We start from the raw sequence: 21,282 nt of genomic DNA, 5'->3' as shown, positions 1-21,282 counted from the left end.
ACTTTTATGTGCCAACCAGCACCAATCAGCACCGAGAACGTGGTCTGTTCCCGTTTACCTTGGTGCGGTTAGACATCGTTCTAGGCTGGCGGAAGATACTTGGCGTTAGATTGGCAGCTTGGTAATGTCAGAAGTGGGGGCCTGAGACAATCACCGATGCTCTTTATTTTTTTTACGTTCATTTATTTTTGATTTGATCCAAATCCCGACTGCAGCAAAAAAACCATAAATACTAGCCATTTTCAGAATTTTCGTAATGTCCTCACCACTAAATGTCCAAACATCATGCTTAAAATAATTCACGGAGGCGCCAAAAAAAACGGCACAAACCCCCACCACCAAAAACAATGAAAAACTATACAAAGCCAATAAAACAAACAAATTAAAACCCACTGTTTTCGGTTTCATTTTTTATCCTCTAATGATTGATTTACCGCCTTCGTATTCTTGGCATTGATCCAGCGCTTCGTTTCCGGGTCATTCCCGTCAATATTGGCACCGCTTGTAATACACGAAGCGTCACCACAAGGCAGGAAGCGTGGGATGAAGGCCTCTCCATCAACAAGAACAGGCGAGCGGAAACCACCCTGCGCATCAAGCACGCGACCTGAAAGATGATCACGAACCTTATCGCTGACAGTCGGTGTTTTGTTCCAGTCAGGATTAGTGCAACGGGGAAAGCCGCCCACGTATAGTTGTTAGTCGAGTCTCTGATATAAGCAACCAAGTCTAGGTCGAGCTTTGCAAATTGCTGGACGCATTGGCCGTATTGGCCGTATTGTCCGCTACCCAAGCCCACCAACTTATATGCCCTATACATATATATCACCGATAGCAAACACATCAACCCTTGATCTACAAAACTCCAAGCTACCCTTTTCGCTTCCTCTTAATTTCTTCAATCTTTGAAAAGACCCAAACTCCGATCGCCGCACCAACACCATAAACAAGAGAAAACCTCAATGAAACAAAAAAACCCTCTCCATTAAAGACCCAGACATCACGCTTTAAATAATTAATTATTGCGCCTATTAGGCCTCCACACAACCCCACCAAATAAAACAACAACACAGAATATACAACCAGTATAAAAAATAGATACAACCCAACACTTTTCGGCTTCATTGATTATCACCTACCGACTTCACTTTACCCCCTATTACCTCTGATATACCCGCTCCTGCCATATTTCTGAAAACTCCAGCAGCCGTATCACCCACTAGCAGTTTTAGCTGTTCAGATATAATCGGTCCGCCTTTAAATCCTACGGTGGTCCCCACAGCAGTACCTAGTAGTGAATGGGTCTATCTGTTGGCACACAATCTAATCCGAATGCTGATGGCGCAAGCGGCTCTATTAGCTGACTGCTTACCTCGCGAACTGAGCTTCAAACACAGCCTTCAGCTATGGCTGGCGCTGCGACAATATGGCAACCCTGAAGAAGAGAATGACCTGTCAAATTTATTGACGCTGATCGCTCAAAGGCGCGTTGGAAACCGACCTGGTCGTATCGAACCGCGAGCCATAAAACGAAGACCTCAAGCCTACCCCTTGCTGACTAAATCACGTCGGTCAGCAAGGGCGGATGTCAGGAAAAACGGACACGCTAAACATGTTAAGTAAGTGCCATTCAAATCTGTCCCCTTTTCCTGCACCAAATTTTGCGCCCAGCTTTTATTGAGGTTAGTCGATTGTGATGCAAAGAAGTCATCTATCTCTCCTAAACCCGGAGCCTTCTGTATACCTTTTGCAGCAACTTAACTGTAGCTATTTTAAGTTCTTAGTTGCCTGATTCAACAGAGACAAGAACTCGTCAAGTTCAAAAAACCATGTCCCGCCCTCAGCAGGCGGGTATATTTCGATTTCAACTGGTCTTCCAGGCTCATGGGATATTTCAGCTAGCTGGTCAGTTCCCAACCAAATTTCGTACACCAAATTTTCTCGATCTGGAGGGCTACTCATCAAAGAGGATAAATGTTTCATGGCTTCGGCGGCTCCAACAGGCCAATAAATTTCCCACTAGCATCATAGCGTAGCCCCCTTCCATCGGGAGCAACTACATCCATTACTTTCCCAAATCTCCCGGTATCTTTGTAGGTTACGGATGACGCGGGATTACTCAGAATTTCATCAGCTATTTTTTGACCTTGAGCATTGATTTCGGAAGGACTGCCTTTAACGCTAGGGAATGCACTACCTTCTCGGCTGCCATGCTTCTGGAGCGCTCGACCAGCCAGCGAAAGCTGACCTGATTTATCTGCGGGGTCCAACATTTTTCCCGCGCTCGACAAATCATCAATGGTTTTCCCTGCCAACGAGCTACCTTTTGCACCTCCCTCCGCCAACGCCGCACCGAACTTTTTCTCCAAGGCCTCCAGAATCTCTTTGCCTACCGGGCCAGAGATTGCCACCGCCGCTTTACCCTTCCCGGTTGGCGTGGGGAAAAACAGGTCAATACCCAGCCCGACAATTTGCTCCGTCAGAGTCGGCTCAAAGAAAATTTCACGAAGATCCCCAGGAGAGAATTGATTCAGAAATTCAACAGTTCGAGGGTTCAGCTTCGCAGGGTCTTTTTCACCATCGGCAATTTTCTGCAGGTCTGCCAGTACATCCTGTGGCTGCAGATCCACAAACTGGTTTTGCTCATGCAGAGTAGCGAAGCCTTTCTCCAAACGGGCTGCTGCCTCTCTGTGCACTTGCTGATTGTAACGCTCGGCATTACCCGCTACCCAGCTTGCAATCTCTGGATCGCCACCACCCATGGCGCCAGCCAGAACTCCGATAATCTGAGCGGTGCCCACCTTGAATTGATCATCGGTGGCAAAACGCGAATCCAGATAGTTACCTAAGGCCTCGGTTGTAATCGCACTCAGGCCCTCCGCTGCCGCCCCCGCCAAGGCTCCGGTCTTGAAGTCGCCCCCCCTTGCCGCCGAAAGTGCACCTCCCAAGATTGCATGCATCAGTATTTTCTGTGCCGACCCTGGATCGACGTTCAAATGATCCGCGAGGTCTCCAACCTGTTTATTGCCAAAGGCAGCGGCAAGATCCAGCCCTTCAGAGACCAGGGAGGAACCCAGATTGTCTTTTAAACTGCCTCCATTGATGGCTGTGTTGATAGAGCCTGCAACCAGTGCATGTGCCGTGCTACGCAGGACGTTCTGACTGACGGTGTTCCAATCCAGCATGTTTGCCGAATAGCCGGGATTCATGATCCCGTCCGCTTTCAGGATGAGCGCGCCATCGGTACTCCAGCCACTCACCATCCCATCGAGACCATTCAATGCATAGCCGGTAGCAAATTGCGTGGCATAACCCTTGATTGCATCTTTGCTGACGGTAGCTTTCAGGCCAGCTCCCAAATCGCCACCGCTATTCACGGTACCCACGGTGAAGTTGGTGGCCACGGCTCCCATCATAGGACCGAGAAACATGCTGGCGACAATGGCAATGACTAACGCAGATGCAGCCCCGAGTCCGGAGTTGTCATACTTCCAGCTGTCATGGATTTCCTTGACCAGCCTCCAATCGACCTGACCGTTGGCTTCCGCCTGTTTTATCCACGCTAGTTCGGGCTCAGCTTTCACCATTGCATCGATGGTTTCACTAACGGTTTTCTGATCAATCTGTTTTATGTCGATCGTGATTTTTCCAGCGGCCCTCATCGCCAGCTCGCCCTGTGCCACCAGTTGGCTTTGGCGCACGGTTTCGTCGGTGTTGCCCTTGCCCTTGGCGCTGGTCCACGCCAGGTTGCTGCTGCTCTTCTCGTGGCTCTCCTGGTGCAGGTCCTTGACCGCTTCGAAGGTGATGCTGCCGCCGCTGTCGAGGGTCAGGTCGTTGCCACTGTTGAGCTTGGCGCCCTGGTAGCGCTGATCGCCACCACTGACCAAACTCAGATCGCCACCGGTCTTGATTTCACTGCCGATGTTTTTCACATCGGTGACTTCGTCGCGCTGGGTCTTTTTGCTGCCGAAGCTGCCCTTCTTCTTCATGTCATACAGCGAATAGTCGCTGTCCTGTGCAGCCAGCAACTCAAGATTGCCGCCGGCCACCAGGTAGGCTTCATCACCGGCGCTGACCCGGCTGGAGAGCAGGCTCAGGTCCTGGCCGGCGCTCAGGGCGACGTTGCCGCCGGCGGTGAGGCTGGTGCCGACCTGGCTGACGTGATCTTCCTGCGTCGTGACTTTTTTGCTTTTGCTGTAGCTATGCGCCTCGTCCGCTGCCGAGGCCAAAGTGAGGTTGTCCGTGGCGGCCAGGGCGATGTTGCGCTTGGCGTCGAGCTGGCTGGCGATGGCCGTGAGGTCGCGCCCGGCATTGATCGACAGGTCGCGCCCGGCGTCGAGGCTGGAGCCGTTTTGGCTGATGCTCTGGTCGCGGTAGGTGGTGCCGAGGGTGTTGCTGCTCACCTGTGCGGCGGAGGTGATGCTGACGTCGCGGCCGGCGCTGATGCTGAGGTCACGGCCGCTTTGCAGGACGCTGCCGACGTTGTTTACATCGCGCCCAGCCTGAATGGTCAGGTCATTGGCCGCTTCGATGCGCGCAGCGTTGTCGACAAAATCGCGGTGCAAACTGCTGTTGCCCGTGCGGGTGTCATAGCCGGTGACCGTGCGTTCGTTCAGCACATCACCACGGATACTGGTCAGGCTGACATCTCGCCCGGCAATGATGCCGCCGGCTTTGTTGATGAGGTTGTTTCCCGCCAGCAGGTCGAGGCGATTGCCGGCTTCGACCAGGCCGCTGTTGACCAGGTCATTGCCGGCCATGGCAGCCAGGTTGTTGCTGGCGCGCAGAGTACCGGCGTTGTTCAGGTCGTGCCCGGCGATCAGGGTCACGTCGCGGCCCTGGATCAGTGCCCCGTTGGGTGCCAGGCGATTGTTGGCGTTGGCCAGGTACAGCACCGGCACCAGCACGTCCTCGCCATTGACCTGCATGGTTTCCATCCAGACGATGTCGTGGGTGAGTGCTGCGACCTGTTCGGCGCTGAGGGATACGCCCAGCGACAGGTTGAGTTCCTGTTTGCTGGCGATGGCGTTGTTCATGAGGTACTTGAACATGGCCTCGTCCGAGGTCAGGCCATCGAGAAAGCGTTGACCGGTACGGGCGACCACCGCTTGCTGAATCAGGCGTTGTTCATAAAGACCATCGCCGAGGCGCTTGGCGCTGTCGTCAGGGTCGTAGCCGAGGTTGCCCAGCAGGTAGTCCGAGCTCATGAACTGCTTGAGGTCGGTGAGGACCGGGTTGGTTTCGATCAGGTATTTGTGCGGTTTGGACTGACCGCTGCTGCTCGGCAGGCCTTGCACCCGGGCGACGGTCTGGCTGGCTGCCGGGGTGATTTGCGCAATGGCCGGCGATGTTTGGCCGGACAGCGGAGCTACGGCGGCGGGTTGACCTGGCAGCGGAGCGACGACACCGGGCTGACCTGGCGGCGGAGCGACGACACCGGGCCGACCTGGCAACGGAGCGACGACACCGGGCTGACCTGGTAGCGGAGTGACAACACCGGGCCGACCTGGCTGCGGAGCGACGACACCGGGCTGACCTGGCACCGGAGCGACTACGCCGGGCTGACCTGGTAGCGGAACGACGACACCGGGCTGACCTGGCAGCGGAGCGACGACACCGGGCTGACTGGACAGGTTCGCGCCGGTTATATCGCTGACGGCAGTAGCAGCGGGCGCATCGGCGCTGCGCCCCGGCACGACGACGCTGCCGGCACCGCCATCGCTCGGCGCCGTGACATTGATCGACGATGCATTGCTGATAACGCCGGCGCCTTGACGGGCGTCCGCGACCACCTGACGGCTGGCGGCCGAGGTCTGCGTGATATCGCTCAGCTGGATATCGCGCACTTGAGCAACCGGCACGGTCTGGTCGCGTTGAGCCAAGGCGACACTGACGCCACCAAATGTCCAGCTTTGTGGCGCAGCGTTAGCCGAAGTGGCCTGGGCACTGTTGCCGCCCTGCCCGCTCAGGCGGAACAGGCCGTTCTGGCCGGTTGGCAGGCTGAAGCCTGGTAGGGCCAACGGATTGACCTGTTGTTGGGCGAGGTCCGGTGGCAGTTGCGCATTGATCCTGACCTGCACTCGCGGGCCGGCGCTCGTTTGGGTGTCCTGCACCTTGCTGGCGCTGCCAGCGTAGGCGTAATCCTCGTGAATCACGCTGTTGACCAGGTCCTGCGTGGCCGTAATCGCGACTTTTCCACCGGCCTGAATCACCGCGTTACGCACGGTGCCGGTGCTGGCAGCGCCGGTGTTGTCGGTGGCAACTTCGATGTCGGTAATCGGCGTGAGCTGGCTTAACCGGCTGGGCAGCTCGACCAGATGGCTGGGGTCGTACTGGGAGGTGATCTGGCCTTCAAAACCGTAGCTCAGGCCCGGCAGAGGAAAACCGTAACCCCATCGATTATTGATCACCAGACCGGTTACGGTGTCGGTCAGTTTGACGAACTCATAGCTGCCACCGTCATGCCCGGGTTCGCGCCCCAGATACGATTTGGCGGTCGCCGTGCGAATGTTCCCGTTGGTATCCAGGTAATACACAAGCGGGAAGATGGGGTTGTTAGTTTGGTTGTAGGGGGTGACCACCTCGGCGAAGAAGCGATTCATCGCACTGTCTTTCAGGCTGATTTGGTAGGTGCGGATCCGCTCCATCGTCCCGGCCACGGAGCCAATGTTTTGCAGGCTATCGGCCTGAATCGTGATATCGCCGCCGGCACTCACGCTACTTTTGCTGTTGAGGAAACTGCCGCCTTGGAAGTCAAAATTCCGCCCCGCCGACAGGGTGGCCGCCGCACTGGTATCACTGTCGCTGCTCTCGAACAGTTCATGCGCTGCCAGGGTAACGATCCAATCGTCCCCTTGGCAGTCATTACAGATATTGGCAATAAAACCCGAGACCAGTGAACGATTGGCGGACGCCGTATCGCCGTCGGTGCGGTTCTCGAACACGGCAGCCTTGAGGCTGAAGTCACCAACGCTTTCCAGGCTGCCGGCTATGTTGTACACGCTGGCCGCCCGCGCCGCGCCGCCATCACCGCCGATGCGCACGTCACCCAGGCCGTAGACATCGGCCAGATGGTTGGTGAAGCTGTTGACCGCCAACACCAGGTTGCCCCCGGCGAAGATCAGCCCATGCTCATTGAGTAATGTCGAGGTGGTCAGGTTTAGGTCGCCGGTGCTGCCCAAGGTGCCGTAGTTGCTCACCGCCCCCGCGTTGACGGTTAGCCCGGCCGCTGAAGTCAGTTGGCCCAGGTTGGTCAGTTGTCCGCTTACATTGAGGTGGGTCGCCCCGCCGCCGGCGATCCTGGCAGTTGCGGGCAAGTAGAGCTGCCCGGCGTTCAGCGTCAAGGCACCGAGGCTACTTGCCCGGCCATTGCCGGTGTAGCTGCCGGCCAAGCCCAGGTACAGACTGCCGTCACTGGCTATAACCCCATCGTTGTACCAATTGCCCCCGCTCCCAGTGAAACTGTCGGAGGCCAGGAGTTGGCCGCCGGCGGTTTGGCTGAAGTTGTTGACGTTGACGTTCAGGCGCCCGGCCTGAATGACGCTGCTGTTGGTCCAGGTGTCCGCGTTTAGAGTCAGGCCGCCACGGGTGACGATGCTGCCGCCGGCGTTGACGACATTGGCCATGGACAGGCCAAAAGTGCCGGTGCCGACATGCAACAGGGTGCCGCCGGTGTTAAGGAAGTTGCCGGCAGCAAGGGTCAGGTCGCTGTTGGCGCTTTCGACAGTGCCATAACGGTTATCGAACAGGCTACCGATGTTGAATTGGGTAGCGCCACCGGTGCCGAGGGCACGTAGTTGACCCGTCTGGTTGTCGATACTCGCGGCGGTGATCGCCAGGGTACTGTCGCTTTCGATGATGCCCAGGCGGTTGTTCAGAGCACCGCTCAGGGTCAGGTCGATCTGGCTGCCGGCGATCTGGCCGTCATTGCTGCCGCTGTTGTCGAAGTTGTTACCAGTGACACTGACTCGACCCCGGGCGTAAAGGCCGCCATTGCGGTTGTCGAAGTCAGCGGTATGGACGATCGTATCGCCGGCTTGCGCAGCGATACGCCCGCCGTAGTTGTTGATACCAGCCAGCGCGGTCAGGTCCAGGCGCTGGGCCTGGGTGACGCCGCCCTGGTTGTTGTTGCTTGGGTCGTAGCCGTTTTTCAGCACGCCGGTGAGGTGGGCGGTGAACGCGCCTTGCAGGCTGGCCAGCACGCCGCCGCGGTTGTCGAGGTTGCCGGCAATGACGGTCAGGTCGCTGCCTTGGGCGATGATGCGACCGCTATGGTTGTCGATGTCACCGGCGACAGTGAGGCTCAGCGAACCCTGGCCTTGCAGTGCACCGAGGTTATTGGCCAGATTGGCGGCTTGCAGTTGCACGCCACCATTCTTGCTGTAGATCAAGCCATCGGCGTTGTTCTGCACGGCGCCCGTTGCCGCGAGCAATAGTTGACCGTTGGCGGCCACGGTGCCGCGATTGCTGTTGTCGAGGCCGCCGGTGAGCAGGGTCAGCAGAGACTGGCTCGCCAGTTGCCCACCCTGGTTGTTGATCTGGCTCGCACCTTGAATCAGTAGCGGGCCGGCACTGGCGAGTTTGCCGCTGGTGTTGGTCAGGACGCCGAGCAAGTCGAGGCTGACCGCACCATTGCCAACCAGGCTACCGGCCGTGTTGTCCAGGTGGGTACCGGTGAAGCTCAGGCTCTGTTGCGCGTTGATCACACCCGCCGCATTGCCGAGGGTCATGGCTTGCACGACGAGGGCCGCACCGCTATCGATCAGGCCGTTCTGGCTGTTGTTCAGCAGGCCGCTGAGGGTCAGGGTCTGGCCGGCGCCACTGGACAGGATGCCGCCGCTGTTGTCGAGGCTGGCGGCGTTGACGGTGAGTGCACTTTGGCTGACCAAGGCACCGGCACCACTGTTGAGCAAGCCGCCACTGAGGTTCACGCCGAGGTTGCCGTTGCGGCTGGAGAGCGTGCCGTTGTTGCGGTTGTCGAGGCTGGCGCCCGTCACGGTGAGGCCCTGCCAGCCGGAGATCAGGCCGTTCTGGTTGAGCAGGCTGCCGGTGGCGTTGAGGCTCAGCAGGTTGCTGCTGATCAGTTTGCCGCCATTGTTGTCGATGGTGCGTCCGCCCAGAGCAACACTTTGGCTACTGGAAACTTCACCGCCCTGGTTGTTCAGGTCACGCAGGTGGTTGATGTTCAGTGGACCGTGGGCGGTGATCAGGCCGTTGCGGTTGCTCAGGTCGCCGCCACTCAGGTTCAGGGTGATTCCGGCACTGCCGAGCAATCGACCACCGTTCTGGCTCAAGGCACCGAGGGTCAGATCGATGTCGCTTTTTGCCGACACTTCGCCGCCGTTGCTGGAGTCCAGGCTGTTGGCGGTCAGGCTCAATCCGCCCTGGCTATTGATCAGGCCATTGGCGGTGTTGTCCAGGTTCGCCGCGTTGACCGTCAGCGCGGTGCCACCGAGCAGTTGGCCGCCCCGGTTGTTCAGGCCGGCGGAATTGAGGTTGAGTGCCTGCACAGCGTTGATCAGGCCGTTGTTCTGGTTGGTCAGCAGGCCATTGACGTTGAGCGCGAGGTTGCCCCGGCTGGTCAGGAGGCCGCCGCTGTTGTCCAGCGTGCCGGCGCCCGCGTCGAGGCTGGTGGCAGCAATCATGCCGTTGATGTTGCTCAGTGCCTGAGTGATGCGCAGGGTCAGGCCCTGGTTGCTCAGCAGCTTGCCGCCGCTGTTGTCGAAGTTTTGCGACGCCAGGGTAAAGGCTTGGGCGCTGGAGATTTCCCCGCTCTGGTTAGCGACGCCGTTGAGGTTGTTCAGCTGCAGAAGCGGTGCATTGATCAGGCCACCCTGATTGTTCAACTGGCCGTTGTTCAAGTCGAGGGTCAGGGCGCTGTTGCTGAACAAGGTGCCGTTTTGCTGGTCCAGCCCCGTGACGCTGACGGTCAGTGCATCGCTACTGCCGATGCTGCCACCTGCCTGGTTGGTCAGTTGTGCGGCGGTCACGTCGAGGCGACTGGCGCTGCTGACGCGGCCACTCTGGCTGTTGTCGAAGGCACCGGTTTGAATCGAGACAGGGCCTTTGCCGCTGATCCGGCCCTGCTGCCGATTGTCGAGGCTGGCGCTGTGCAGGTTGAGGTTGGCGTCGGTGACCAGTTGCCCGCCCTGGTTGCTGATTGCCCCAGTGCTACTGACGCTCAAGCTACCGGCGCTGGAAAAGCTGCCTGCCGTGTTGACCAGATTGCCCACCCGCGCGCCGAGCGAACCTTCGCTGCTGAACAGACCGAGGCTGTTGTCCAGCGTAGCGCCGAGGTCAACGTCGATGCTCTGCTGGCTGAGCAAGGATCCGCCGGTGTTATCCAGCCCGGTGCCGGTCACGCTTAATCCGGTCTTGCCAAAGAGCAGGCCTTTGTTGCGGTTGATGATTTGATCGACTGTCAGCAGCAGGGTGTTCTGGGCAAGAACTTGTCCATTGTCACTGTTATCCAGTTGCTGGCCGACCAGGGTCAGGTTGCCCTTGGTGGAGAGTTCGCCACCACGGTTGTCGACGTTGCCCACCTTGATATCCAGTGTGCCCGTCGCACCGACGAAGCCGTTCAGGCGGTTGTCCAGGCGATCGCCGGTCAGGCTCAGGTTACCTTGGGCGATCATCTGCCCGCCCTGTTGTTGCAAGCTGCCGATGCTGGCGGTGACGTCTTGTTTACCGGCGATCTGCCCCAGGCTGTTGTCCGTTGTAGCAGCGCTGAGCAGCAGATTGCCGTCGGCGATCAAGGTGCCGTTGTGGTTGGTGAAACTGTTGTCAACGGCCAGACTCAGGCCATTACGGCTGCTGATCAAACCACTGCTGTTGTCCAGGCTGGCGCTATGCGCGTTCAGCGCGGCAGCGGAGATGATGCCGTTGATGTTGCTCATCGCCTGCGCCAGTCGCAGCGTCAGCGCTTGATAACTGAGCAGCTTGCCGCCGCTGTTGTCGAGTGTTTGAGCGTCGACAGTAAAGGCTTGGGCGCTGGAGATTTCGCCATTATTGTTAGCGACGCCATTGAGATTTTTCAGCAGCAACGCGCCGGGCGCGTTGATCAAGCCACCCTGGTTATTCAACTGGCCGTGGTTCAGATCAAGGCTCAGCGCCGTATTGCTGAACAGCTCACCGCCCTGCTGGTCAAGGCCCGTGACGGTTGCAGTCAGCGCCATGGCACTGGCAATCCTGCCGGTGTCCTGGTTGATCACTTGGGCGGCGCTCAAGTCCAGGGTGTTGGCGCTGGTCAGGCGACCGCCGTGGCTGTTGTCGAAAGCACCGGTGCTGACCCGAGTCGCGCCTTTGCCGGACAGCACACCGCCGTTTCGGTTATCGAGACTGGCACTGTTGAGGGTCAGCCCGGCATCGGTGGTGATCGAGCCACCCTGATTGCTCAGTACGCCAGTGGTCGTTACGGTCAGCGCATTGGCAGCGGAGAGACTGCCCGCACTGTTGTTCAGGCTGGCGGTGCTGACCGTCAGGGTCCCTTCACTGCTGAGCAGGCCGGCGCTGTTGTCCAGAGCGCCCGCAAGGTTGATAGCGAGACCCTGCTGGCTGGCGAGCGTGCCCCCGGCATTGCTCAGACTCTTGCCGTTGAGGCTGAGCATGTCGCCGAACAGTAGCCCCTTGTTCTGATTGATCAGGTTCGCAACGCTCAGTCCCAGTGCGGTGCCCGCCAGTACCTTGCCGCCGTCGCTGTTGTTCAGTTGTTGGCCGACGATGGCGACATCAACCTGACTGGAGATTTCACCCGAGCGGTTGTCGATGTCACCGACATTGAGTTTCAGCGCTTTTGTCGCCCCGACCAAACCGCCCCGGCTGTTATCCAGCGTGGTGCCGGTCAGCGTCAGAGTGCCTTGGGCGACCATCTCGCCACCCTGCTGGGTCATCGTGTCGGCATTGGCAATCAGGTCGCTCTGACTGGCGATACGACCTGCGTTGTTGAGCACTACGCCTGCTTGCAGTTGCAGCAAGCCCACGGCGCTGAGCAAGCCACCCTGGTTATCCAGACGCTGACCAGTGAAACCAATGCCGGCCTTGCTGCTGAGCAGGCCTTGCTGGCGGTTGTCCAATTGATCGATGTAGAGCTGCAGGTCCTTGTCGGCACGAATGACACCGCCGCGATTGTCCGACGAGCCATTGCGCAAGTTCAGCAGATTGTTGCCCGAGATGCGACCACCGCGGTTATCCAGGTTCAGGCTTTGCAGGTTCATCAGGCCCTTGGCCTGCACGCTGCCGCCGCTCTGGTTGTTCAGCAGGCCGCCGAGGCCGAGGTCGAGGTTACCGTCAGTCACCAGGCTGCCCGCCTGACGGTTATCCAGGCTTGCGGCGTTGATGCTCAGCCCTTGCCCGGCCCCCAAAGTACCGGCCTGGTTATCCACGGCGCCGCTGATCATCAGGCTCAGGCGCTGATCGGCCAGCACCTGGCCGCTGCCGTTGCCCAGGCTCATGGCAACGAGGGTGGTGTTGCCGGCGCTGGACAGTTCACCGCCCTGGTTGAGCAGCGCGCCAGCCAGTTGCAGGCTCAGGTCGGCATCGCTGCTGATGCTGCCGTTGCTGTTGTCGAGCCGAGCGGCACGCGCATCCACACTCGCTGCCGAAATCAAGCCTCTGACGTTGGTCAGTGCCTGATTGATGCGTACGGTCAAACCCTGGTCGCTGAGCAGTTTGCCGTCGGTGTTGTCGAGGCTTTGCGCCGTCAGGCTGAACGCCTTGGCACTGGAAATTTCACCGCCCTGGTTAGCGACGGCATTGAGGTTTTTCAGCAGCAGTTGACCCGGTGCGGTCAGCAAACCACCCTGGTTGTTCAACTGGCCATTGCTCAAGTCCAGGGTGACATCCGTGTTGCTGAACAATTGCCCGTCCGCGTGCTGATCGAGGCCGGTGACGGTTGCGGTCAACGCCATGGCGCTGGCGATGCGGCCAGCCACGCTGTTATCCACCTGGCCGGCCGTGAGGCTGAGCGCGCCAGTACTGGTCAGGCTCCCGCCTTGCTGGTTGCTGAACGCGCCGGTGTTGAGTGTCACGCCTTTGCCGGCGATGCGACCCTGCTGGCTGTTATCGAGACTGCCGCTGTTCAAGGTCAGCCCGGCGTTGGTCAGCAACGTGCCGCCCTGGTTGGCGATCGCGCCGCTGCTGGTCACGGTCAATCCGCCCACGCCGGATACGCTGCCCCCCTTGTTGCCCAGGCTCGCCGCTTGCAGCGTGAGCGTGCCGTCGCCACGCAGGGTGCCCTGCGTGTTGTTCAATTGGTTGGCCAGGGTCAGGTTGAGATTGCGTTTCGCGTACAGGCTGCCCGCCCCGCTGTTATCCAGCTGCCCGGCGTTGAGCTGGACATCACGCTGTCCGGCGATCACACCCTTGAGCTGATTGTTCAAGCGGTCGAGGCTCAGTGAGAGGTCGCCGTTGGCCAGGATCTGGCCGCTGCTGTTGTCCGCCTGACTGGCGCTTAACGTCAGGTCGCCGACGCTCGACAGTTGGGCGTTGCGGTTGTCCAGCGTATTGGCGCTGAGTTGCAGATTGCCGCCCGCGTTGATCAGCCCGAACTGATTGAGCAGTGCTCCGGCAATTTGTGCGGTCAGCGCGCCAGTGCTGGTCAGGCTTCCGCCTTGCTGGTTGCTGAACGCGCCGGTGTTGAGTGTCACGCCTTTACCGGCGATGCGACCCTGCTGGCTGTTATCGAGACTGCCGCTGTTCAAGGTCAGACCGGCGTTGGTCAGCAGTGCGCCGCCCTGGTTGGCAATCGCGCCACTGCTGGTCACGGTCAATCCGCCCACGCCGGATACGCTGCCGCCATTGTTGCCCAGGCTCGCCGCTTGCAACGTGAGCGTGCCATCGCCACGCAGGGTGCCCTGCGTATTGTTCAATTGATTGGCCAGGGTCAGGTTGAGATTGCGTTTCGCGTACAGGCTGCCCGCCCCGCTGTTATCCAGTTGCCCGGCGTTGAGCCGGACATCACGCTGCCCGGCGATCACGCCCTTGAGCTGATTGTTCAAGCGATCGAGGCTCAGTGCGAGGTCGCCGTTGGCCAGGATCTGACCGCCGCTGCTGTTGTCCGCCTGACTGGCGCTTAACGTCAGATCGCCGACGCTCGACAGCTGGGCGTTGCGGTTGTCCAGCGAATTGGCGCTGAGTTGCAGATTGCCGCCCGCGTTGATCAGCCCGAACTGATTGAGCAGTGCTCCGGCAATTTGTGCGGTCAGCGCGCCAGTGCTGGTCAGGCTTCCGCCTTGCTGGTTGCTGAACGCGCCGGTGTTGAGTAGCACGCCTTTACCGGCGATGCGACCTTGCTGGCTGTTATCGAGACTGCCGCTGTTCAAGGTCAGACCGGCGTTGGTCAGCAGCGCGCCGCCCTGGTTGAGCAGCGCGCCAGTCAGTTGCAGGCTCAGGTCGACATCGCTGCTGATGCTGCCGTTGCTGTTGTCGAGCCGAGCGGCGCGAACATCCACACTCGCTGCCGAAATCAAGCCTCTGACGTTGGTCAGTGCCTGATTGATGCGCAGGGTCAAACCCTGGTCGCTGAGCAGCTTGCCGTCGGTGTTGTCGAGGCTTTGCGCCGTCAGGCTGAACGCCTTGGCACTGGAAATTTCACCGCCCTGGTTAGCGACGGTGTTGAGGTTTTTCAGCAGCAGTTGACCCGGTGCCGTCAGCAAGCCGCCCTGGTTGTTCAACTGGCCATTGCTCAAGTCCAGGGTGACATCCGTGTTGCTGAACAATTGCCCGCCCGCGTGCTGATCGAGGCCGGTGACGGTTGCGGTCAACGCCATGGCGCTGGCGATGCGGCCAGCCACACTGTTATCCACCTGGCCGGCCGTGAGGCTGAGCGCGCCAGTACTGGTCAGGCTCCCGCCTTGCTGGTTGCTGAACGCGCCGGTGTTGAGTACTACGCCGTTACCGGCGATGCGACCCTGCTGGCTGTTATCGAGACTGCCGCTGTTCAAGGTCAGACCGGCGTTGGTCAGCAGCGCGCCGCCCTGGTTGAGCAACGCACCAGCCAGTTGCAGGCTCAGGTCGGCATCGCTGCTGATGTTGCCATTGCTGTTGTCGAGCCGAGCGGCATGCGCCTCCACACTCGCTGCCGAAATCAAGCCTCTGACGTTGGTCAGTGCCTGATTGATGCGCACGGTCAAACCCTGGTCGCTGAGCAGCTTGCCGTCGGTGTTGTCGAGGCTTTGCGCCGTCAGGCTGAACGCCTTGGCACTGGAAATTTCACCGCCCTGGTTAGCGACGGTGTTGAGGTTTTTCAACAGCAGTTGACCCGGTGCCGTCAGCAAGCCGCCCTGGTTGTTCAGCAGGCCATTGCTCAAGTCCAGGGTGACATCCGTGTTGCTGAACAATTGCCCGCCCGCGTGCTGATCGAGGCCGGTGACGGTTGCAGTCAACGCCATGGCGCTGGCGATGCGGCCAGCCACGCTGTTATCCACTTGGCCGGCCGTGAGGCTGAGCGCGCCAGTGCTGGTCAGGCTCCCGTCTTGCTGGTTGCTGAACGCGCCGGTGTTGAGTACTACGCCGTTACCGGCGATGCGACCTTGCTGGCTGTTATCGAGACTGCCGCTGCTCAAGGTCAGACCGGCGTCGGTCAGCAGCGCGCCGCCCTGATTGGCAATCGCGCCGCTGCTGGTCACGGTCAATCCGCCCACGCCGGATACGCTGCCGCCCTTGTTGCCCAGGCTCGCCGCTTGCAGCGTGAGCGTGCCGTCGCCGCGCAGGGTGCCCTGCGCGTTGTTCAATTGATTGGCCAGGGTCAGGTTGAGATTGCGTTTCGCGTACAGGCTGCCCGCCCCGCTGTTATCCAGCTGCCCGCCGCTGAGCCGGACATCACGCTGTCCAGCGATCACGCCCTTGAGCTGATTGTTCAAACGGTCGAGGCTCAGTGCGAGGTCGCCGTTGGCCAGGATCTGACCGCCGCTGCTGTTGTCCGCCTGACTGGCGCTTAACGTCAGGTCGCCGACGCTCGACAGTTGGGCGTTGCGGTTGTCCAGCGAATTGGCGCTGAGTTGCAGATTGCCGCCCGCGTTGATCAGGCCGAACTGATTGAGCAGCGCTCCGGCAATTTGTGTAGTCAGCGCGCCAGTGCTGGTCAGACTTCCGCCTTGTTGATTGTTCAACATACCTGCCACGTTCAGGCCCAAAGTGCCCTGGCTGGCCAACGTTCCTCGCTGGCTGTTGTCCAGTGCACCCGCGCTGACCCGCAGATCCTGCTGAGCGAGGACGCGCCCACCCTGATTATTCAGCGCACCACTGGCGGTGATACTCAGGCTCTGCCCGGCGCCGATCAAACCGGCAACGTTATCCAGAGCCCCCACCTGCACGGTACTCACTGTCAGGCTGGACAGTTCACCGCCGCTGTTATCCAGATACCCGACGTTGGCATTGAGGTTGCCGGTACTGGTGATCAGGCCGTCCTGGCTGTTCAACACCTGATTGGCGGTGACGCCCAGGCTGCCCTGGCTCAACACTCGACCTTTCTGACGGTTATCCAGGGTCGAGGTAGAGATTTGCGTGCTGCCTTGACCGTTCAGCGTCCCACCCTGGTTGAACAGGGTCTGTGCCACCGTGGCTTGCAGCGCACGGCTGGCGATCACGCTGCCACTGTTGGTGAGGGTCTGCGCCGCGAGGCTGACATCACCGCTGGTGTTGCGGCTGTTGTCGGCGTTGACGCCGGCTTCGATCACCGCCTGATTGCTCAGTTGCCCGCCGCTGGACAGGCTGATGCGGTCGCGGGCAGCGAGGTTCTGTTGTGTGTTGAGGTCTCCAGAGGCGGTGACTGCAAGGCTGGTGCCCGCATAAACCGGTCCCTGGGCATCGAGGCTCGCGGTTGTGACGTTGACTGCACCGGCGGCAGCCGTCTGGGCCAGGCTCAGATGACCATTGGCATCGATCTGGATGTCACCGCCACTGGCGGCCAGATTACCGGCCAGCTTCACCCCGACGCCGGCCTCGCTGCCGACCAGTTTGATCGCCCCGGCGTACATGCCGCCCAGCGCCGAACTGTCGATGGCCAATTGTGGTTTGGCGCTGCCGTCATCGGCGCGAACAGTAGCACCGAGAGTCTGGGCGTTGACGTCGTTGCGACCGGCCACGATCGTCAGGTTTTTCGCTTGAATCTCGGCGTTGATCTTCGCGCTGCGAGTGATGATTTCGAAGCTGTCGACGTTGTTGGCATTCAGCCCTGCGCCGTCGATGGAGACGCTGCCCTGATCCACCTGATAACGATCCACGCGCCCGTTATCGAGCACGGGTTTACCGGTGGTCAATGTCACGCGCGGGGTATTGATGAAGCCGCAGCCGTTGCAGCTGATTCCATAAGGGTTGGCAACAATGACCCGTGCCGATTGGCCGGCCACTTCGGTGTAACCGTTGAGTTGGCTCGGGCTGCCGCCGTTGACTTCGTTGAGGATGGTCTGCGCGGCGACCCCATTGAAGTTCGGGTTGCCGACGATGATCCCGCCCAGTTGGGTGGATTGAGTACGCGCGGTGGCGTTGTTGAGAATCACACCTTGGGTGCCGACGTTGTAATCGTGAAACTGGTTATGCGACAGCCCGGTGCCATTGGGCGTGGCGATGTTGACGATCGGCACGCCGTTGCCCGCCTGACCGAGGCTGGTGCCCGGCGTGGCTACCACGATGCCGTCGGCCTGCGCCCACATCGGTTGCCAGAACATCACGTTCGCCAACAGGAACGCCAAACCGCGCTTGGGCATGCCCCAGAAGTGCTCGCGCGATTTCACTGCAGCAGAAGGCTGGCGGCACAGGAAGGCGTATTGGCGGGCGTCCATGTCGAAGGTCTCGGTGAGGCGAAATCAGAGAAAGAAATCCATCCGGAAATAGATCGGCGCTTCGCGCTCGGTCAGGGCGTCCGGACGTTCAAGGGAATGGGCAAAGGTCACGCTGGCGGCGAGGTGCTGGCCGCGAGCAAACACCTCCACCGAATTGCTGGACATGCGCCCGTGTTGATCGCCGTTGTAGCGATCGTTCCGAATCACGCCCTGGTCATAGCCGAGGCCGGTGCCGTATTCAGCGAACACAGGACGCAGCCAACCCAGGGTGACCTGCCGGCTCCAGCGCAGGTCATTGCGCCAGTAACCGCCGCTGTCACCAGACAGGGATTGGTCCTTGTAACCACGGATCGACGACAACCCGCCAAGGCTGGTGCGCTGCGGGCCGAACAGCACGTCTTCACTGCGCTGGCCGGTCATCAGGCTGCTGAAGCTGAGCGACTCGTCCCACAGCTTGAACGGCTGCAAGTAGCTCGCCGTGGCGGTGTATTTGCGGTAACGCGCGTTCGGCTCGCCAGGACCTGGGTGATCGTCGCCCTGCGCATCGAACGCACCGATACCCTCCTGCATCCCGAGGTCGAGGTTGACGAATGCGCTGCCGACTCGCCGACCGTGGTTGATCCCAAACTGTGCTTCGCTGATGCGGTTACTGCTCAGTTTGAGCTTGCTGTCTTCGATGAAGTTGTTGGTGCGCAGGTACGACAGGCCGGTGCTGAGCGAGGTCTTGCTCACGGCATCACGATGGATCACCCGCTCAGCGTGTAGCTGATGGTTTTCGCTGTCGCCGGTCTGTTTGAAGTTGAAGCCGTTGGCCTGGGCCAACGAGCGATAGTCACTCTGGCTGTAGCTATAACTGAAGCTCCACCAGCCCCACGGCAGGCTGTAATTGAGCATTGCGTTGCTGGAGGTGTGCTGGTGATCGCTCACCGCATCGTGACCACCCCGCAGATTCAACTGATCGGCCAGCCCCAGCGGGCTGTCCCAATCAAACGTCATGCCCCACTGCTGCTCGCCGGTGCTGCGCAGGCCGTCGTTGCTGCGCGACAACCCGGCGCGCCAGGGTTTTTGCGGGGTGTTCTTGACCAGTACTTCACTGCCGCCAACGTTCTGGCCCGGCGCCAACTCCATCTGTGCCTGATTCGATGGCAAGCGGTTGAGTTGATCGACCAGTTGCTCGATTTCGCGCAGGTTGACCAGCTCACCGGTTTTCCCGGGGAATGCCATGCCCAGCTCTCGGTCCGACAGATTGCTGCCCTCCGCGCCTTTCAACCCTTCGAGTTTGCCCTCGACCACCAGCACCTTCAGGTGCCCGCCGGACAAATCCTGCTGCGGCAAATAAGCACGGCTGGTGACAAGACCTTTTTCGATGTAGTGATCGGTGATGACTTTCAGCAGTTCGTTGAGCTGAGTGATGCCCAGGCATTGGCCGATGTAAGGCTTGAGCAGACGTTTTTTTTCGCTATCGGAAAGGCTGTCGGCGCCCTTGAGTTCGATGTCTGTGATGGGGAAACAACGGGTGTCCGAAGGCCCCGCGGGCTGAACGGGTCTGGCTTCCTTACCGGGCAATTCCTTGAGTTCTTCGAGGCGCCGACGTTGCTCTTCGAGCAAACGATCCTGACGTTCGCGGATGAGATCAGTGTCACCCGGGGTGGTGGCAGCATTAGCGGAATTCAGTGGAGAAAGGCACAGCAAAGCCAGGCACAACCTCGCCACAAGGGCGGGTGAGTACATGTTCGATCCCTCGAATCGGAAGTGATAGCAAAATAGTGGCGCAATACTAAAGAGCCATCATTCTGACGTCAAATAATGGATCCACTCCAAAATGATAGGTGACGAACGGTAGCGGCTAAATCAGGCGCTTCCGACAGAAGTGCAGGATATTTCCTGATACAGGGGAGAAAAGCGGTGGCCGGACCAGTGTCAGTTGATTGATCAGCGGTTGAAGGCGTTGCAGACGGCGGACAAGAAAGCCGAGAGCTGATCAATTCACAAATCCCGTGCATAAAAAAACCGGACATCTGTCCGGTTTTTTTGGGTCACGACAACGACTTACTCAGCCGCCGGCGCTTCCGGCTTGCGGCGCTTGAGCGGGGCCATGCCGTCCTTGCTGACCAGCGAATCGCTCTTCGGCCGGTTGGCGCTCTTGCGCCTGGTCGGGGTCTTGGTGGCAGTTTTCTTCTTGTCGCCCTTGGCGTCGGTCTTTTTCTTCTTCGCGCCGACGGCCTTGCCCGAGGCCTTGACCTTTTTCGGTCCGCCGTAGGTGCCTTTGACTTCCTTGATGGTACGACGCTCGAAGCTCTGCTTGAGGTAGCGCTCGATGCTCGACATCAGGTTCCAGTCGCCGTGGCAGATCAGCGAGATGGCCAGGCCATCGTTACCGGCGCGGCCGGTACGACCGATGCGGTGCACGTATTCGTCGCCGCTGCGTGGCATATCGAAGTTGATCACCAGGTCCAGACCGTCCACGTCCAGGCCGCGAGCGGCGACGTCGGTGGCCACGAGGATTTTCACGCCGCCCTGCTTCAGGCGGTCGATCGCCAGTTTGCGATCCTTCTGGTCTTTCTCGCCGTGCAGCACGAACGCTTTGTATTCCTGCGCCACCAGGTGACCGTAGATGCGGTCGGCCATGACCCGGGTGTTGGTGAAAATGATAGCCTTCTGGTAGGTCTCGTTGGCCAGCAACCAGTTGACGATCTGTTCTTTGTGCTGGTTGTGGTCAGCGGTGATGATTTGCTGGCGGGTGGTGTCGTTCAGCTGGCTGACCGCGTTGAGCTGCAGGTGCTCTGGGTTGTTCAGGACCTTGGCAATCATCTCGCGCAAGCCGGAACCGCCAGTGGTGGCGGAGAACAGCATGGTCTGCTGACGATTCGGGCATTCGTCCACCAGACGCTGCACGTCTTCGGCAAAGCCCATGTCGAGCATGCGGTCGGCTTCGTCGAGCACCAGGACTTCGACTTCCTTGAGGTCGAGGTTGCCGGCGTTCAGTTGCTCGATCATCCGGCCCGGCGTACCGATCAGGATGTCCGGCACCTTGCGCAGCATCGCGGCCTGGACCTTGAAGTCTTCGCCGCCGGTGATCAGGCCGGACTTGATGAAGGTGAACTGCGAGAAACGCTCAACTTCCTTCAGCGTCTGCTGGGCCAGTTCGCGGGTCGGCAGCAGGATCAGGGTCTTGATGCTGACGCGGATCTTCGCCGGGCCGATCAGACGGTTGAGGATGGGCAAAACGAATGCAGCGGTTTTGCCGCTACCGGTTTGCGCCGTCACCCGCAGGTCACGCCCCTGGAGCGCCAGCGGAATGGCCGCGGCTTGCACAGGCGTTGGCTCGACAAATTTCAGCTCGGCCACGGCTTTGAGCAGGCGTTCGTGCAGGGCGAATTGGGAAAACACGGGTGCTACCTCGAAGAAATGCAAAAAAACAGCTGCATAGGGTAACGGTTTCGAGCGCTCAGGCCGAGTTTCTTTATACAAATGGCGGTAAACAGTTGGTTTTTTGTTGCCTGAT

The 21,282-nt window shown here is 59.6% G+C and carries 5 protein-coding genes and 1 pseudogene; 1 reads left to right on the top strand and 5 read right to left on the bottom strand.

What is annotated here, in order from left to right:
• Window positions 1-150: 150 nt before the first annotated feature.
• Together CAF65_RS28035 and CAF65_RS28030 are read right to left on the bottom strand one after the other, a co-directional pair.
• Complete coding sequence (locus CAF65_RS28035) at window positions 151-408, bottom strand: hypothetical protein (RefSeq protein WP_143492121.1); 258 nt, start codon at window positions 406-408, stop codon at window positions 151-153.
• Window positions 405-689: a hypothetical protein gene (locus CAF65_RS28030; protein WP_143492120.1), complete on the bottom strand. Its 285-nt coding sequence runs from the start codon at window positions 687-689 to the stop codon at window positions 405-407. The genes CAF65_RS28035 and CAF65_RS28030 overlap by 4 nt, the downstream gene beginning before the upstream one ends.
• A gap of 610 nt (window positions 690-1,299) precedes the next feature.
• Here CAF65_RS28030 and CAF65_RS16650 point away from each other — a divergent pair.
• Window positions 1,300-1,623, top strand: a pseudogene (locus CAF65_RS16650) (IS4 family transposase); the annotation flags it as partial.
• Window positions 1,624-1,979: 356 nt separating this feature from the next.
• Here the strand turns inward: CAF65_RS16650 and CAF65_RS16640 are convergent.
• From CAF65_RS16640 to CAF65_RS16630, 3 genes are all read right to left on the bottom strand, one after another.
• On the bottom strand, window positions 1,980-17,777 hold the full coding sequence (locus CAF65_RS16640) for a filamentous hemagglutinin N-terminal domain-containing protein (RefSeq protein WP_085717252.1): 15,798 nt from the start codon (window positions 17,775-17,777) through the stop codon (window positions 1,980-1,982).
• 24 nt (window positions 17,778-17,801) lie between these two features.
• A complete protein-coding gene (locus CAF65_RS16635) occupies window positions 17,802-19,508 on the bottom strand; it encodes a ShlB/FhaC/HecB family hemolysin secretion/activation protein (protein WP_085717251.1) in 1,707 nt (568 codons plus the stop codon).
• Window positions 19,509-19,826: 318 nt separating this feature from the next.
• Entirely contained in the window at window positions 19,827-21,167 is a 1,341-nt protein-coding gene (locus CAF65_RS16630) for a DEAD/DEAH box helicase (RefSeq protein ID WP_085717250.1), read from the bottom strand.
• Between the last annotated feature and the right edge of the window lie 115 nt (window positions 21,168-21,282).

It is taken from the genome of Pseudomonas sp. B28(2017), from assembly GCF_002113025.1.
Taxonomy (GTDB): Bacteria; Pseudomonadota; Gammaproteobacteria; order Pseudomonadales; family Pseudomonadaceae; genus Aquipseudomonas.
Note: the sequence above shows the minus strand (reverse complement) of the source record. Positions and strands in the feature narration are given on the sequence as shown.